The organism is Nocardia ninae NBRC 108245 (genome assembly GCF_007990755.1).
GTDB lineage: Bacteria > Actinomycetota > Actinomycetes > Mycobacteriales > Mycobacteriaceae > Nocardia > Nocardia ninae.
The window spans coordinates 79,560-96,724 of the sequence record NZ_BJXA01000013.1; the positions used below are offsets into that span (position 1 = coordinate 79,560).

Below are 17,165 nucleotides of genomic sequence, written 5' to 3' on the forward strand. Positions count from 1 at the left end.
CCTGGGTCAAGGTCAAGCTGAGTCGGCTCAGGTACCGGAACCTCGAGCAGGTCGGCGGGCCAGTGCGTGCAGGACGCCGTCGGTGGTCAGGGCGAACAACCAATCGCCCGTGACCGACATGGCAGAGGTGACCGCACCGCCGAAGTCATACTGGTTCAACAGCTTTCCGGTGCGACGGTCGAGCACGACCAGACGTCCGTCCCAAGTTCCCGCGTAGACAACGGTTTCGGTGGTCGATACGTGCATGGCGGGGGCATTCGGTGCGGCGGTGCAGCCTGCGGCTACGCGCGCGGGGTCGTCGAGCGGACCGGTGCCCGGTAGGTAGCCGACTCCGGTCTCCCACACGGGCTCGGCCGGATCAGGTGCCTGCGTATCGAATGCGCGGACCTTGCCATCGATCGATGCGACGTAGACCAGCTGCCCGCGAGTGGCGGGGGCTGTCACGGGCGGCGGCCCGGGTTCGCAAGCGCTGCCGGGGATTTCGGCATGCCAGAGCGCACGTCCGTCGCGCGGGTCATGACCGGTCAGACCACCGGCCGTCATGGAGATCAGCTGACGATCATCGTCGGTGAGCGCGGGGGAGGAGTGGCTGAACAGTCCGCCCGCCGTGTCGACGGAGTAGCGCCGGGTGCAGGTGGTCAGGTCCATGGCGATGAGGGTTTGGCTGGAGCCCGAGTGGAGGTAGGCCACTTTCGCGTCTGTGCCGCGCACCGCGGTGCTGTGGAACTCGCCCCACCCTGCCGGTGCGGTGAACCCACCGCGGAGCCGCTCTCCGGAAGTTGCGTCCCGGCAGACAATTTGGTCGTACTGCTGATAAACCGCGACCGCACGACGCTCGGGCAGCTCGAAGACACTCACCGGACCACCGGCCCGACCGTAACGGCGCACGGTCTGTCCGACTCGGTGCTCGTCATCGATGGTCTGCCACACCACGGCACCGGTTTTCACGTCCAGCGCGTACACCCGGCCGACACCGGTGGTGAGGTACACGCGACCACCCTGCACGGTCGGGAAGGACTCCGCATCGCCGTCCAGATAGGTCCGCCACAGTTCGCGACCGGTATCGCGGTGGTAGGCCAGCACCTGGTGATACGGGGAGGCGAAGGCCTGGGACGTGGCGATCACGGTGTCACCGGCCACGGCGGCCCCGTTGAGGTGGAAGTGCTCGCCGGTATCGGCCGACCACCGCTGGTCCAGCACGGCACCCGGGTCGGCGGCCGCTGCGGATCCGCCTGATTCGGCACCTCCTTGGCGGGGCCATTCCGCTCCGGAAGCCGGTGCCGCCTGGTCCGTAACGCCGAAAGCTCCTTGCATGACAGGCCATGACCGACCCGCGGTATCGACAGAGGTCACCTCGATGCGGTACTTCCCGGGCCGCAGATCCGGGATGCCGCCATGTGCCGCAGTCCAATTGGCGCGCACGGGCGGGCACGGCTCGGCCTGCCCACCGGGCGGGGTGTAGCAATTCACTGTGCCGGGACGCGCAGTGCTCGCGCCGAACCGCAGATCCGCCCGCCACACCTCGCCGCCGCGGTCGTTGCGCACCAGGACCTGCGCGTTCGCCGGAGTCCGTCCGGCATCCTCGATATGGAGGTCCACCGGGACCGGCGCACCACCGCGATGCACGCTGTCGGGTGCGGGACTCACCAGCGCCGTCCGGTTGTGCACGAAGAACTGCCGGTGCGTGCCGGAGACATAGCCGACGTCCTCGTTCGGCGGCGTCGCGCGATCGTCGGTGATACCCGCGAAGTCCAACAGCTGATAACCGGGCCGCGCACCGTCGATGCCGTAGGTGGCTCCCATGTTGTTCACCTCCACCGACCGGGCAAAGGCGCCGCGACGAAACTCGCTCTGCTGGTTGTGACCTGCCGCGAACATCCGGACGTCGTAGCGGGCGAGCTCGTCCATCGTCGGCTGGATCGCCTCTCCCGCACCGTATTTGGTGAACAGCGACCGGTGTGCGAAGACGAACACCTGTTTGCCGACGGCATGGCGTCGCAAATCCTCACGCAGCCAGCGAAGTTGGGGAGCCAGACCGGACGTGTCGTAGTTGTTCTCCAACACCACGATATGACGGCCGTTGCGGTCGAAGCTGTACCACTCCGGCCCCATGTTCCGCCGGTAGACCTCCATGCTCGCGGCGTACCCGGTCGCGGTTCCGGTGCCGCCCGCGTCGTGGTTGCCCATCACCGGATAGAACGGGCGGCCGAAGCGTCCCTTGGTCAGTCCGCTGCGCAGGATGTCGTAGCTGCCCTGGCGGCGTTCGGGCGCGGTGTAGTCGGTGACGGTGATGTCGCCGGTCGCGATGGCGACGGTGGCCTCCCGGTTGCGTGCCATCGCCTCGACCTGCCCGGTCCATTGGGCCCGCGTGGCAGCGGCGGAGGCGTCGCTGCGATTGTCGGTTTCGCTGTCGGACAACATCATCCACGTCTCGCGTGGATCGGCCGCGTGCTTGTCGGGAACCAAGGCGAAGTCGATGCCGTCTTGCCGGGGTGTGCCCTCGTCGAGCGCGCGGAAGTAGCGGGGGACCGAATCTTCCCGCAGCGCCGGGGTGTACCCATCCGGTGAGACGACCTGGACCAGATCGGTTTCCCGGCGCTTCGGATCTATGCGCAGCCGGTAGTCGCCGTCCTTGCCGGTCTTCGCCCAGACCGAGCCGTCGGTGACCGACACGTCCGGCAATCCCTGCTCCCCGCTGTCGCGGACGCCGTTGCCGTTTCGATCGTCGAAGACCGTGCCGCGCGCCTCGGTCGAGGCGTCCGCCGCCCCGTCTGCCGGTCCCGTCGCGGTGATCATTGTGAGGATGATGAACAGACATAGCAGGCATTTCCGCACGGAAATAACGCTAGGGGACCGGTGACCGCAGTGCGGCCGTCTCCCGCTACAGTTCGCCCGCTGTACCGCCGATGTTCCCTTCGCGCTGTAGGTGGCGAACTGCCGCCAGGGACGCGCGAGGCAGACTGTTCGGTAATGAAACTGCCTGAACTTCCCGATCTGCCGGTCCGCGGCGCGCTCGACCGCATCGTCGCGACGTTGGCCGAGCGCGAGACGGCGGTGCTGGTCGCGCCGCCGGGGACCGGGAAAACGACCTTGGTGCCGTTGGCGTTGGCGGCGGGGACCACCGGGCGGGTGCTGGTGGCGGAGCCCAGGCGGTTGGCGGCTCGGGCTGCGGCCGGACGGATGGCCGCGCTACTGGGGGAGTCGGTCGGCGAGACCGTCGGTTACTCGGTCCGCGGGGATCGGCGAGTAGGGAAACAGACTCGGATCGAGGTCGTCACGTCGGGATTGCTGGTGCGACGGCTGCAGGGCGATCCCGAGTTGGCGGGCGTGGATGTGGTTGTCCTCGACGAGTGTCATGAGCGGCATCTCGACGCGGATCTACTGCTGGCGTTGCTGCTCGACGCGCGGGCCGGGTTGCGCCCGGATCTGCGGGTGCTGGCGACCTCGGCGACCGTTGCGGCGGAACGTCTTTCGGTGCTGCTGGGCGGAGCGCCGGTGCTGCAGGTTCAGGGCCGGGCCTATCCGGTCGACCTGACGTATGTTCCGCCGCTGCCCCGGGAACGGGTGGAAGCGCAGGTCGCTCGCGCCACCAGGGCGGCCCTCACCGCTACCGCGGGTGACGTGCTCGTCTTCCTGCCCGGCGCCGCCGAAATCCGCCGGACGACAGCACTTCTCGGCGACGTGGACGGGGTGGACGTGGTTCCGTTGCACGGCAGGCTGTCCGCAGCCGGACAGGACACGGCGTTGCGGTCCGGGGCGCGGCGGCGCGTGGTGCTGTCCACGGCGGTAGCGGAGTCCAGTTTGACGGTCCCCGGTGTGCGCGCGGTGGTGGATTCGGGACTGGCGCGGGTGCCGCGAATCGATCGGGGACGTGGACTGTCCGGTCTTGCGACAGTGCGGGTTTCGGCGGCGGTGGCCGAGCAGCGGGCCGGTCGGGCCGGGCGCGAGGCGCCGGGACAGGTCTGGCGATGCTGGCCGGAACACGAGCACAGCACGCTGCCCGCCTATCCCGAGCCGGAGATTCGGACGGCGGATCTGACGCGACTGGCATTGGAGCTGGCGTGCTGGGGCACGGCCGACGGACAGGGCCTCGCCTGGTGGGATGCCCCGCCACCCGGCGGTTTGGCCGCAGGCCGAGAGGTGTTGCGCGCGTTGGGAGCCGTGGACGACGACGGCGCGGTGACCGACCGTGGGCGGCGCATCGCCCGGATCGGGTTGCATCCTCGATTGGCGCGGGCGCTGCTCGACGGAGCGCCCGTGGTGGGTGCACAGGCGGCCGCGGAAGTGGTCACCGTACTCGACGACGACACGCTCATCTCCGGAGTCGATTTGGCAGCCGGTCTGCGTGTGCTGCGCCGCGAACGTCCGGCGCGCTGGCGGCGTGAGGTCGAGCGGCTGGCCCGCTTGGTCGACCCGTCGGACGGCGCTGATGACCCGGCTTTCGTTGTCGCACTGGCTCATCCGGAGCGACTGGCGCGCCGCCGCGGTGCGGGATCGTCGAGCTATCTCATGGTCGGCGGGACCGCGGTGACGCTGCCGCCCAGTTCGGGATTGGGTGATGCGGAGTGGCTGGCGGTCGGTGTCGCCACGCGCGATCCGGGTCGTTCCGACGGCTGGATCCGGTCGGCCGCCGTCGCCGACGAACAACTGGCCCGCCGTGCCGCGTCGAACCTGCTGACCACCGCCGAGGAGGTCGATTGGATCGACGGCGAGGTGGTCGCCCGGCGAATCGAAGGCCTCGGCTCGATCGTGTTGTCGGAGAAGCGAATCCATAATCCCGATCGCCAATTGCTCAGCGCTGCGGTGCATCGCGGACTGAACTCGACGGGTCTGGGCCTGCTGCGCTGGGATGCCGAAGCCATCGCCTTACGACAGCGCCTCGAATTCCTGCACCGCACCCTCGGTATCCCGTGGCCCGCGGTCGACGACGAATCGCTGCTCGCCGCCGCCGACACCTGGCTCGGCCCCGAACTCGCCACCGCCCGCAGCCGCGCCGACCTCGCACGCATCGACGCCGGACAAGCCCTGCGCCGCCTACTACCCTGGCCGGACGCCACCCGCATGGACGAACTGGCACCCGAACGCCTCGCCGTCCCCTCCGGCAGCCGCCCGCGCCTCGACTACTCCACCGACCCGCCGGTCCTCGCGGTCAAGGTGCAGGAAGTCTTCGGCTGGACCGAAGCACCCCGCCTGGCCGACGGCCGCGTCCCGATCGTGCTGCACCTGCTCTCACCCGCCCAACGCCCGGTCGCGGTCACCGCCGACCTGGCCTCGTTCTGGCACACCGGCTGGCCGCAGGTCCGCGCCGACCTCCGCGGCCGCTACCCCAAACACGCCTGGCCCGAAGACCCCACCACCGTCCCCGCCCACCGCGGCACCGCCCGCAACGCAACCGGCCGACCCCGGAGTTGAGCACTTGCCGCGAGCGAGCTCTGTGATGGCGATGCGGGCCGCCCTCGAAGTTGCTCCCGCGGTCGAATCCTTCGGACTCCGGGCACCACTGAGTCTCGCCGCAGCGCAGTAGTGTGCCGACAGAGTTCGCTTATCCGCCAGTCGACTCGGCCAGACCGCGCAGCGTCGCCAGATCGTGAGCAAGGTTGCGCCGCAACATATATGCGAGCAGTGGCCCGAACGCACGCTGCAGGCCGTGCGGCGTGACGCGCAGTTCGAGACGGGCAAGGCAGCGGTCAGGTGTCAACGGACGCACCATGCGTGCGCCTTCGGCGTCAGCACCGGAAGTGGTGCGCCAAGTCATCCGAACGCCGGGATCCACGGTGACGACCTCCCCACCGTTGTGCCAGGTTCGGCCGGCGAGGCGGAGTTCCTCGTCGGTTCGCGTACCGGGCGTGGCGATGCCCGGCGGTTCCGCCGTCATCGCGACAACTCCGGTGCGCCAAGCGCTGTCATTGGCGTAGTCGGCGAGCAATGCCCAGACGGTCGAGGCCGGCCGGTCGATCACCATCTCGGCGCTCAGATCGAAGGTTCTCATCGCCGCACCCCCAGCGCCGTTAGCATGGCGGGGGTGTCGATGTAGGCGTCGTAACCGGCGATCAGGCCGTCGCGCACATGCCAGACATGGACCTCCGGCAGGTCGAACGTGACGCCATCCGGAATGGTCATCCCGGTGGTGCGCCCGACCTGCACCACGTCGTCACCCGCGGCGAACAGCTGCTCGGAAATCACCGTGCTGTCGATATGCGCGAGCAGGGTGGTGAAGAACCGCACCGCACCGGAATATCCGTGATGATGGCCGCCCCATGGCAGTTCATCCGCCTGGGTGATTCCGATATCAGGGGCGAACAAGCGCGGGATCACGCCGAAGTCGCGGGTGTCGAAGGCTCGATACACCTGCGCGATGAGGTCGAGGCTGGAATGCGGCATGGTTGAGGTTCCTTGGTCGCGTCGGCTCGAGCGGCACAGTGGGTGACCGCTCGAATCCACTGTCGCGCCCGGCCGTTTCAATCCCGCTACAAGAACCCCGAGCAACCTGTGGTCAGCGCGCGTCAGCGGCTCGCACGACGGACACCATCTGCGCCCAGGTCATCCGCCTGCCCGATTCTTCGGCGACACGGCGTTGCTCCTCGTTCAAGGACCGTTCCATCCGGTCGATGAGATCGGGATGAGCGAAGTGCAGATAGCGGCGCGGATCCGCGCCGACCCGTGCGGAGTGATGGAGGGCGGCCGCGCGGAGCTGTACCGCCGCCTGAGGCGACGCCAACACCAGCAGCGCGTAGGCCCCGGCATGCACGGCACCCAGCGCGTCGGCGATATTCGACTGTGCGGCAAAGACAGTCAGCGCTCGATCGATGGCGGCGACGGCCTCACGCGCCGCGACCGTGTCGTCCACCGACGTCAGGATCGACCACGCCAGCGCGACGTCGGCCATGCCTTGACACCACAGGTGACCGCATTGCGCACTGAGTTGTCGAGCAGCGCGCAAGTAGTCGAGAGCCTCGATGCGATTGCCCGCCAACAACAGTGCGATGCCCTGACCGAACTGAGCGCAGCCGCGAATCCAGTCCGGTGTCGGCAGCCGATCGACTTCGGTGACGAGCCGATCGGCCGCCACCCGTGTCGCCGCAGCATCACCGAGCGCACTCACCGCGATAGCCCGATACATCAACCCGTGTAACCACAGCTCCCGCTCGGCATCGGCATTGCCGAGCAGATCGAGAGCGGCGTCGGCCCGAGCAAGCGCTTCGCGGGGATCGCCCGCGTGAAAGGACACGATGGACAGTGCGAGCAGCCCACGCACCCGATCCATGCCTGCGGCGTCCCCGGCCGCGGCGAGTGACGTCAGGATGAAATTCCGTCCCTCTACCAGCACTCCGAGGCTGCTCCACGCGAAGTGCAGTGCCGCCGCCGACCGCAGCGCCGCCACCGGGCAATGCTCGAGGTCGTGCTCGAGCGCGGACTTGATATTGGGCAACTCGGCGGCGAGAGCACGGTAGGCCGTGCCCGCGTCGTGTCCGGTCAGCAAGGCGGACTGCTCGGCCACGAATCCACGCACCCAGTTCGCGTGTGCGGCCCGCGTTGCCTTCGAGTCGGGATCGGTGACCCGGCAGTACCGGCGCATGGTTTCCAGCAGTCGGTAGCGCGGCCCGTCAGGGCCGATATCGGCGGTGATGACCGAGCGGTCGAGCAGTGCCGCCAGCGTGGCGAGCACGCCGGTATCGGGGTCGACGGGGCGGACGGCTTCGGCGGCCTGCCAGGTGAAGCCGCCCTCGAACGGCCACAGCCGCAACAACATCGACCGATCGGTCTCGGCGAGATGCTCGACGCTCCAGCCGATCGCAGCCTGCAGGCTGGCATGGCGCGACAGCGACCCGCGCGGGGTCGGCCCGAGCACATCCATCCGGTCGTGGATGTGTGCGGCGATCCCGCGCAGCCCCAACGTCCGTTCCCGGGCGGCCGCGAGTTCGATCGCCAGCGGCAACCCGTCGACCGTTGTGCAGATCTCCCGCGCGGCCGTCAGATCCGAGTCGTCGGGTTGCCATCCCGGCCGTGCGGCGCGCACCCGATCGAGCAACAACCGGACCGCGGCACCGTCTGTCCCGTCCGCCGCTTGGACCGGCAACGGCTCGAGCACCAGCACCTGTTCGCCGTCGATGCCCAGAGGTTGTCTGCTGGTCGCCAGGACGCGCAGTTCCGGACAGCTGTCCAGCAACATGATGGTCAGTTCCGCGACGGGGCCGATCAGGTGTTCGCAGTTGTCGAGCACCAGCAGTCCCGGTCGCAAGGTCAGCGCGCGCCGTACCAGCGTGGCCGGGTCTCCGGTGACATGGACCAGACCGAGCGCGGTGGCGACCGCGACAACGACACCGTCCGGATCGTGCACATCGCTCAACCGCACCAGCCACCGGTCGGGCGCGTTCTCGACGGCGGCACAGTATTCGACGGCCAACCGGGTCTTGCCGATCCCCGCCGATCCGACCAGGCTGACCAGCCGTCCCATCGACACCAGTGCGCCGATCTGTGCCAACTCCGCGCGGCGCCCGACGAACGAGGACAGCGGACGCGGGATGACCTGCCGCTCCGGCGAGACCGCGGCACCTGCCGGAACAGGCGGTGGCGCAGGCGATTCGACCAGCAAGAGCTGTGGGTCGTGATCGAGCATGCGCTGCTCCAGCTTGCGCAAGGCCGGGCCGGGTTCGACGCCGAGCTCGTCGACCAGCAGCTCTCGGACCCGGCGGAGCTCGGCCAGCGCCTGGGCCTGCCGACCGCTGCGGTACAGACCCAACGCGAGCAATTCCCAACGCCGTTCCCGAAACGGTGTCGCGGTGACCGCCTCGATGAGATCGGCCACCGCCGCGGCGGTGTGCCCGCCGGCCAGTCGCGCCGCTTGCAGCTCTTCGACCGCGACATCGCGCAGTTCGATCAACCGTGCTCGCTCGGCCGAAAGCATTGGGGCTTCATCCAATTCGAGCCACGGCAGGCCCCGCCACAGCGCCAGCGCCGCATCGAAGCAGCGCGCCGCGGGCTCGGCCTCCGCCGCGGTGCGCAGCGCTACCCCCTGCGCGACCAGATCCGCGAATAGATGGCTGTCGGTCCATTCCGGCGGCACCGCCAGCTGATAGCCGAACTCGCTGCGCCGCAGGCACTCCCGTGCATCAGCGCCGATGGCCGTCCGCAGCCGCGACGCGATCACTCGCATCGTCGCGACGGCCTGCTGCGGCTGATCGGCCGCCCACACCAGCTCGGCCAGTGCCGCATCGGGGACGGGACGCCCCACCGTCGTAGCGAGCGCCGCGAGGAACCGCCGCGGCACTCGGCCACCCAGGTCGACGACGCGGCCGTCCACCTCGACCACCAGCGGGCCGAGCACCCGGACAAACAGCACGTCCCGAGCGTAACCGGCGAGGCTCAGGCACGGGCTTTCTCAGAGTCCGCCATCGGATTCCAGGAGGCGTTTGGGGTGCATGCCGTCGACTTGGCCGATGAATGGTGGATGGATGCTGTAGCCGAGCATGCGGCGAATGTCTTCCGACACGGCGCGCACGGTGTCGCGGGTGATCGACAGCGTGAAGGCCTCTTGGGGGCGTAACCACGGTTCGCAGTATTGGGCGGTGACCGCCAAGCGTGGCTGCTGTGTGCGGTTGGCGCCGCCGCCGTGCCACAGGGTGCCGAGGAAGAATACGCACGAGCCGGCCTGCATCACCACGGGTTCGCGCTCCGACTCCTCGGGCATGCGGTGGCCCCAGCGGTGGCTGCCCGCGATGATGTCGGTGGCACCGTTATCGGTGGTGAAATTGTCGATCGCCCAGATCGTCGCCGCGCCCAGGGCGGCGCGCGGGCGGGGCAGCGGGTAGAAGCCGTCGTCGGTGTGCAGCATCTGCGCCTGCTCGCCGGGGAGGATGTTGATCACCTGCAGCATCGACAACAGGTAGTTCGGCAGCAGCAGCCGATCGAGCAACGCCAGGATTCGGGGATGGTCCGCGATCCGATCGCAGGTGCGGGTCTTGTTCAACACGCTGTACACCCGCTGGGTGGTCGGTCCCTCGAATCGGTTCCGGCCGCGCCGATCCAGCAGCGGCGCTACCGCTTCCCGGATTTCGTCGAGCTCGGGCTGGGTGAGCAGATCGGGCAGAATCACGTAGCCGTCGCGCTCGACCGCGGCCAGATCCGCCGCGACGACCGCCGCGTCGATGTGTTCGCCGCTGCTCGCGGTCCGGCGATATGTTCCCGCCAAATCGCCGCCCAGGTCTGCCAACGACGACACTTCGCTGTTCATAGCGGCTCCTCGGAAACATAACTGAGTTCGGTTATGATTCGACTGTGGCACGCGCACCGATCGGACGTCAACAATTACTCGACGCCGCCCGCGACGAACTGGTCTGCGGCAACGGTGTGCTGGAACTCAGCGCGCTCACCCGCCGGGCCGGATTGAGCACCGGCGCGCTCTACCACCACTTCGGCTCCAAAAGTGGTCTGCTGGCGGCGATTTACGATGCGTTCTACGAGGGACTCGGTCACGCCATCGCCGACGCCCAACTGCCCGCCGAGGCCGACTGGGCCACCCGCGAACGCACCCGTACGTACCGCTTCGTCGCCTACCACTTCGCCGACCCGCTGGCTCCGGTCCTGCTCGATCGCACCGCCCTGGACCCACAGCTCACCGAACTCGAATCGGTGTACATCCAGCGCATGAGCGATAACGCGGCCGACAACATCCGCAGCGGCCAAGCTCGCGGACAACTGCCCGCCGACCTGGACGCCGACAGCGCGGGCGCCTTCGTCATCGGCGGACTTCGCCACGGGATCGCCCAGCAACTCCGCACGACGCCACCCTCCGACGTTGATCAGACCACCGAACGACTCTGGCGTCTGACCGCCGCGGCCCTCGGAATCGTCTGAGTAACAGGAGCGGACACGCGGCTCAGGGCGCCCTCGGGATTCGTGTCGGACCTCGGTGCGAGACTCTGGACGTGCGATGGGCGGTGGCGGAGACGGGTGACGGGGGCGCTCGGCTGTGTCCGCTCGATCAGGAGGGGCGGCCTGCGGGGCCGGTGGTGTGTGAGCCGTCGTTTGTGGAGGCGGTGCGGGCGCGGCCGGAGGTCGAGCGGTGGGTGTGGCGGTCGACGGCGGAGATCTATCGGTCGTTGCTGGCGGCCGGGGTGCGGGTGGAGCGGTGCTATGACGTGCAGGCTGCGGAGGCGCTGCTGATCGGGCATGAGGAGGGGCAGTCGGGTCAGGCGCGGTCGCTCGCGGCCGCTTGGGCGCGACTGCACCGGCTGCCGGTTCCGGCGGACGCGCCTGCGCGGGCAGCCGAGACTCAGCCGTCGCTGTTCGAGTCGGGTCCGGTACCGCTGCCGCCGGGCACGGACGAGTTCACGGCGCTGCTCGAGGTGTATCAGGGGCAGCTCGCACGGACGGCGAAGACCGAACATCCGGAGCGGATGCGGTTGCTCGTCGCCGCCGAGTCGGCGGGCATGCTGGTGGCCGCGGAGATGTCGCGAGCCGGGATCCCGTGGCGCGCCGACGTGCACCGCGAATTGCTGGACAAGCTGCTGGGTGAGCGCTTTCCCGGCGGGTTGGAACCGCGCCGGATGGCGGAGTTGGCCGACGAGGTGTCGCGGGCCTTCGGAACGGGCGTGCGGGTGCGGCCGGATCTGCCCAACGACATCATCAAAGCTTTCGCCCGCGCCGGAATCTTCTTGTCCTCCACCCGAAAATGGGAGCTCCAGCAGATCGATCACCCTGCGGTGGCGCCGCTGCTGGCCTACAAATCGCTCTATCGGCTGCACACCGCCAACGGCTGGTCCTGGCTCGAGCAGTGGGTGCACGACGGCCGCTTCCGCCCCGAATACCAGCCCGGTGGCACGGTTTCCGGCCGCTGGACCACCAATGGTGGTGGCGCGCTACAGATCCCGAAGGTGATCCGGCAGGCGATCCGCGCGGACCCCGGCTGGACGCTGGTGGTCGCCGATGCCGACCAGATGGAGCCGCGCGTCCTCGCCGCGATCTCCCGCGACCCGGGACTGATGGAGGTCGCCGGTCGCGGCGAAGACCTTTACGCCGACCTGGCGGCCCGGGCCTTCGGCGGCGACCGTGCCCTCGCCAAAATCGCTCTGCTGGGCGCCATTTACGGCCAGACCTCCGGTGACGCGCTCACCCACATGGCCGAACTCCGGCGGCGCTATCCGGCGGCGGTGGCCTATGTCGACGAGGCGGCGCGGGCCGGTGAGGAGGGGCGGCTGGTGCGCACGTGGCTGGGCCGCACCTGCCCGCCGGTGTCCGCCGCCGACCAATCGGACCTACCGCAGGAGGAAGTCCGGGGCTACGGCAGCACCTCCGCGGCGCGTGCCCGTGGCCGCTTCACCCGCAATTTCGTAGTGCAGGGCAGCGCCGCCGACTGGGCACTGCTGGTGCTGGCGGGCTTGCGGCAGGCGATGACCCAGGCCGGGCTGCGCGCCGAACTGGTCTTCTTCCAGCACGACGAGGTCATCGTGCATTGCCCGACGGAGGAGGCCGCGACGGTCGCCGCGGCGATCACCACCGCGGCGGAGAACGCGGGCCGGATCGTCTTCGGGCCGACGCCGGTGCGGTTCCCGTTCACGACGGCGGTGGTGGAGTGCTACTGGGACGCCAAGTGACGATGTTGCTAACTTGGCCACCGTGGAACTCTTCGCACTTTCTTGGGCGGCGTTGCGCAAGACCGTCGCCGAACTCTCGGATCAGGACTTCGAGCGACCGTCCGGCTGTACCGGTTGGCTGGTGCGAGACCTGGTGTGCCACTTGATCATCGACGCGCAAGACGTCTTGATCACCCTGGTGACGCCCACGACGGCCGAGCCGACCAGGGACGCGGTGACGTATTGGCAGGTCGTCGAACCACCCACCGGTGACGACCCGCTCGACGCGCTGATCGTCCGGCTGGCCGCCGCATACGAGGACCCGAACCTGCTGAAGTTCCACCTGGACGATGTCGGCGCCGCCGCAGGCCGCGCCGCCGAACTCGCCGATCGCACCGTCCGGGTGAGCACCCAGGACCAGGTGATCACCGTGGGCGACTACCTCGGCGCGTACGTCATGGAGTGGACCCTGCATCACCTCGACCTGATCGCGCATCTCCCCGACGCCGCCGAACCACCCACCGAAAGCCTGGCGCGCGCCCGCGAAATGCTCGAAAAGATCGCCGGCACACCGTTTCCCGCGTCATTGTCCGACAAGGATGCTTTGCTGATCGGCACCGGACGCCGGACCCCGACCGACGCCGAGCGAGCCGACCTCGGTGCACTGGCCGCGAAACTCCCACTCGCCCTTGGCTGATCCGGCTTCTCAGGAAGGAAGGTGGTCGGCGCGCGCATTGCGGAGCGCGTAGTCGACCGCCGGGTCGGCGCGGAGCTTCCAACCGGGACCGGTGAAGTAGCTCGCCGCGGTCTTGTCGCCGTCGACCAGGTAGCGCAGCCACGCCAGCGTGATGCTCGCCGTCGGGTTGTGTGCCGCATCGTCGAACGGTGTCCAGTGGGTGACACCTTTGAGGCACACCAGGATCGCGGGGGCGTCGAACTCGAGCTCGTACTCGACCAGGCGCGGGAGGAAGTGCGGGACAACGAAATCCGCCGAGCCGGTGAGGTACAGCGTCGGGACTTTGACGAGGAACGACGCCGCGACCGGTCCCGGCTCGGTGGGCACCGCGCCGATGATCCGGAAGTCCGGATCGATCAGCTGGTAGATGTTCGGTGGAATGCCCGCGCCGTTGATCGCGGCGCCACCGCCACCGGAGTGGCCGCCGATCACGGTGCGGCCGAGATCGAGCTTGCCGTACAACACGTTTCGCGGATCGCGGTTGGCTGCCGACAGGGTCGCGGCGGCGGCCAGGGGCAGTTCGTCCAGCGAGTTGATCAGGTCGTGCGGCATCGCGACGACGAAACCGTTGCTCGCCCAGAGTCGAGCGCTGGCATCGTAATTGCCTGGCTCGGAAGTGAATCCGGGAATCCAGACCACCGTCGGCACCCGGGTCATCGTGGCGATGTCCTTCGGGTAGTAGAAGTCCACGCCGACCGGCGAGTCCAGGCCGCCGGGGAATTCGCGCGTGCAGGTCATGTCCGAATGGTTGCCGAGCGCATGGCCGACGGCGTTGTATGCGGCGTACAGGGCTTGGCACGGATACACGGCCGCGGTGCTCACCGCCTCGTGCGCACCGGCGGGCGCGTATCGGCTCAGCGGGACGGCGCCGGGATCGAAGGCCTCAGCGGACGCATCGAACGGCACCCCGGCGAGTAACGCCGCTGCCGAGAAGAGCGCGGCGACACCGCGCCGAATTGCGAACCGAGACATACGCCACCCTTCGTAGGCCGCACAGTGGGCTGGCCCTGACGGCTGACGGTCGATCAAGCGAGCAGTGAACCGAACTAGGCCAACCGTCCAGTTTCTTGAGCACATCGAATCGGTGAATGCGGCAAGAACTCGAGTTCGCGGCCGGTGAGACCCGCCGGCATATATCGCTTGTGGCAAGCGTGCGAACTGCCGCACAATGGGCGGCCAATGCCAGGACCTGCGGAAATCCGGAATCGGTGCGACGCGTACGCCGGAACGAGAATTGGGTGGTTCATGTTCGATGTGATCATTGCCGGGTGCGGGCCGACCGGTGCGATGCTGGCCGCCGAACTGCGGCTGCACGATGTACGGGTACTTGTTGTGGAGAAGGAAACAGAGCCGACGGCGTTTGTCCGAATAGTCAGCCTGCACATGCGCAGTCTCGAACTGATGGCGATGCGCGGACTGCTGGATCGGCTACTCGAACGTGGAAGACAGCGCTCGGTAGGCGGAATCTTCGCCGCCATCAGCAAACCCGCGCCCGAAGGCCTGGATTCCGCGTACGCCTATCTGCTGGGCATCCCGCAGCCGGTCATCGAACACCAACTCGAAGAACATGCGACCGCACTCGGTGCGCAGGTCCGGCGCGGTGCTGCGGTGGTCGCTTTCGAGCAGGACGATGCGGGCGTGACCGTCGAACTGGCCGACGGCGAGCGCCTCCGGTCGCGTTACCTCGTCGGCTGCGACGGCGCCCGCAGTACGGTGCGCAAACTGCTCGGCGTCGGCTTCCCCGGCGAACCCGCCCGAACCGAGACGCTGATGGGTGAGCTGAAAGTGGTTGTGCCGCAGGAGGAAATCGCCGCTAAGATGGCCGAAATCCACCAGATCGATCGGCGATTCATGATGCGGCCCTTCGGCGAAGGGGTCTATAGCGTCGTCGTCCCCGCTGCGGGAGTAAGCGATCGGGCGGAACCGCCCACCCTCGACGACTTCAAACAACAGCTGCGTGCCATCGCCGGAACGGATTTCGGCCTCCATTCCCCGCGCTGGCTGTCCCGCTTCGGCGATGCCACCCGCTTGGCCGAGCGTTATCGGATCGGCCGGGTGCTGCTGGCCGGCGACGCGGCGCACATTCACCCACCCATCGGGGGTCAGGGGCTGAATCTGGGCCTGCAGGACGCGGTCAATCTCGGATGGAAACTGGCCGCACAGATCCGCGGCTGGGCACCGGAAACGCTGCTGGACACCTACCAGGGCGAACGTCATCCGGTCGCCGCAGACGTTCTGGACAACACCCGCGCTCAGACGCAACTGCTGTCCACCGAACCGGGCCCGCAGGCCGTGCGCAGGTTGCTCACCGAACTGATGGACTTCGACGAGGTGAACCGCTACCTGATCGAGAAGATCACCGCGATCGGCCTCCGCTACGACTTCGGCGCGGGCCCCGACCTGCTCGGCAGGCGGCTGCCCGATATCGACCTGAAACAGGGCCGCCTCTACGATCGGCTGCGTCAGGGCCGTGGCCTGGTGCTCGACCGCACCGAGCGGCTGACCGTCAACGGCTGGTCCGACCGCGTCGATCTGATCGCGGATCCCGCTGCAGCACTGGATGTTCCAGCCATCCTGCTCCGGCCCGACGGCCACGTCGCCTGGATCGGCGAGCACCAGCAGGACCTGGACGAGCACCTCGCCCGCTGGTTCGGCAAGACCGCCAACTGATTTCACGGGCCGACCGGCCGTCGCGATAAGTTGCCAGACCTGTCGCCGCACTACATCTGCGCACCGCACCGGTTGCCGGAATCGGCTCTTGCCCGCCGCAATGCCGGTTTACAGTAGATCGACGGTCCAGTACGAGATGTCGGGTGCGTCAGGTAACGCCGGTGGATTCTCGTCGGAATTCGATGGAGGTCTAGCATGGGCGTCGCCGTCAGGGCTGAAGGTTGTACGAAATCATTCGGTGCGCAGCGCATTTGGCAGGATGTTTCACTGACGCTGCCGTACGGCGAGGTGAGCGCGCTACTGGGCCCGTCGGGCACCGGTAAGTCCGTCTTTCTGAAATCACTGATCGGCTTGCTGCGCCCGGAACGCGGCGCGATCTTTATCGGCGACACCGATATCATGCGCTGCTCCAACAAGGAGCTCTACGAGATTCGTAAACTGTTCGGCGTGCTGTTCCAGGACGGCGCGCTGTTCGGCTCGATGACCCTCTTCGACAATGTCGCGTTCCCCCTTCGTGAGCACACGAAGAAGTCGGAGTCGCAGATCAAGAACATCGTCATGGAGAAACTGGAGCTGACCGGTCTGCTGGGTGATGAGAACAAGCTACCCGGCGAGATCTCCGGCGGTATGCGCAAACGCGCGGGTCTGGCTCGCGCCCTGGTGCTCGACCCGCAGATCATCCTCGTCGACGAGCCGGACTCCGGCCTGGACCCGGTGCGCACCTCGTACCTGAGCCAATTGTTGATCGACATCAACGCGCAGATCGACGCGACGATCCTGATCGTCACGCACAACATCAATCTGGCCCGCACCGTGCCGGACAATATCGGCATGCTCTTTCGCCGTCAGCTGGTCATGTTCGGCCCGCGCGAGGTGCTGCTGACCTCCGACGAGCCGGTGGTCAAGCAGTTCCTCAACGGTCGCATGCAGGGCCCGATCGGCATGTCCGAGGAGAAGGACGAGGCCCAGATGGCGCGCGAGCAGGCGATGTTCGACGCCGGGCACCACGACGGCGGCGCCCAGGAGGTCGAGGGCATCATTCCGCAGATGCAGGCGCAACCGGGTATGCCGGTGCGTCAGGCGGTGCTGCGCCGCAAGGAGCGGGTCCGCGAGATCATGCACACCCTGCCGCACGCCGCCCAAGCGGCGATCCGCGAATCACTCGACCGCAAAGACAACTGACCGAG

The 17,165-nt window shown here is 68.1% G+C and carries 12 protein-coding genes; 6 read left to right on the forward strand and 6 right to left on the reverse strand.

The features are described 5' to 3' along the window. Positions 1-27 precede the first annotated feature (27 nt). On the reverse strand, positions 28-2,796 hold the full coding sequence (locus NN4_RS12590; protein WP_147130102.1) for an outer membrane protein assembly factor BamB family protein: 2,769 nt from the start codon (positions 2,794-2,796) through the stop codon (positions 28-30). A gap of 174 nt (positions 2,797-2,970) precedes the next feature. Here NN4_RS12590 and hrpB point away from each other — a divergent pair, with 174 nt between their 5' ends. Further along, positions 2,971-5,412 carry an ATP-dependent helicase HrpB gene (hrpB, locus tag NN4_RS12595; RefSeq protein ID WP_186818380.1) on the forward strand — a complete coding sequence of 814 codons (2,442 nt, stop codon included), beginning with the start codon at positions 2,971-2,973 and terminating at the stop codon, positions 5,410-5,412. A 130-nt stretch (positions 5,413-5,542) separates the two neighbouring features. Here hrpB and NN4_RS12600 read toward each other — a convergent pair whose 3' ends face one another. From NN4_RS12600 to NN4_RS12615, 4 genes are all read right to left on the reverse strand, one after another. Next, positions 5,543-5,989: an SRPBCC family protein gene (locus NN4_RS12600; RefSeq protein ID WP_147130103.1), complete on the reverse strand. Its 447-nt coding sequence runs from the start codon at positions 5,987-5,989 to the stop codon at positions 5,543-5,545. After that, a complete protein-coding gene (locus NN4_RS12605) occupies positions 5,986-6,381 on the reverse strand; it encodes a nuclear transport factor 2 family protein (protein WP_147130104.1) in 396 nt (131 codons plus the stop codon). The genes NN4_RS12600 and NN4_RS12605 overlap by 4 nt, the downstream gene beginning before the upstream one ends. A gap of 112 nt (positions 6,382-6,493) precedes the next feature. Next, entirely contained in the window at positions 6,494-9,340 is a 2,847-nt protein-coding gene (locus NN4_RS12610) for an ATP-binding protein (RefSeq protein WP_147130105.1), read from the reverse strand. Between the two features lie 39 nt (positions 9,341-9,379). Then, complete coding sequence (locus NN4_RS12615; RefSeq protein ID WP_147130106.1) at positions 9,380-10,231, reverse strand: phytanoyl-CoA dioxygenase family protein; 852 nt, start codon at positions 10,229-10,231, stop codon at positions 9,380-9,382. A gap of 44 nt (positions 10,232-10,275) precedes the next feature. Here NN4_RS12615 and NN4_RS12620 point away from each other — a divergent pair, with 44 nt between their 5' ends. The 3 genes from NN4_RS12620 (at position 10,276) to NN4_RS12630 (ending at position 13,269) form a co-directional block, all read left to right on the forward strand. Next, positions 10,276-10,854, forward strand: a complete 579-nt coding sequence (locus NN4_RS12620; RefSeq protein WP_147130107.1) for a TetR/AcrR family transcriptional regulator — start codon at positions 10,276-10,278, stop codon at positions 10,852-10,854. Positions 10,855-10,925: 71 nt separating this feature from the next. Beyond that, positions 10,926-12,593: a bifunctional 3'-5' exonuclease/DNA polymerase gene (locus NN4_RS12625; protein ID WP_147130108.1), complete on the forward strand. Its 1,668-nt coding sequence runs from the start codon at positions 10,926-10,928 to the stop codon at positions 12,591-12,593. A gap of 22 nt (positions 12,594-12,615) precedes the next feature. Then, positions 12,616-13,269: a maleylpyruvate isomerase N-terminal domain-containing protein gene (locus NN4_RS12630; protein ID WP_147130109.1), complete on the forward strand. Its 654-nt coding sequence runs from the start codon at positions 12,616-12,618 to the stop codon at positions 13,267-13,269. Positions 13,270-13,278: 9 nt separating this feature from the next. On the opposite strand, the gene NN4_RS12635 is transcribed toward NN4_RS12630, so the two are convergent. Continuing rightward, the gene (locus NN4_RS12635; RefSeq protein WP_147130110.1) at positions 13,279-14,280 is read right to left on the reverse strand and encodes a poly(ethylene terephthalate) hydrolase family protein; all 1,002 of its coding nucleotides are present in this window, start codon (positions 14,278-14,280) and stop codon (positions 13,279-13,281) included. A 273-nt stretch (positions 14,281-14,553) separates the two neighbouring features. On the opposite strand from NN4_RS12635, the gene rox reads away from it, so the two are divergent. Together rox and NN4_RS12645 are read left to right on the forward strand one after the other, a co-directional pair. After that, a complete protein-coding gene (gene rox / locus NN4_RS12640; RefSeq protein WP_222595042.1) occupies positions 14,554-15,978 on the forward strand; it encodes a rifampin monooxygenase in 1,425 nt (474 codons plus the stop codon). Between the two features lie 195 nt (positions 15,979-16,173). After that, complete coding sequence (locus NN4_RS12645; RefSeq protein ID WP_135236438.1) at positions 16,174-17,160, forward strand: ABC transporter ATP-binding protein; 987 nt, start codon at positions 16,174-16,176, stop codon at positions 17,158-17,160. Positions 17,161-17,165 lie beyond the last annotated feature (5 nt).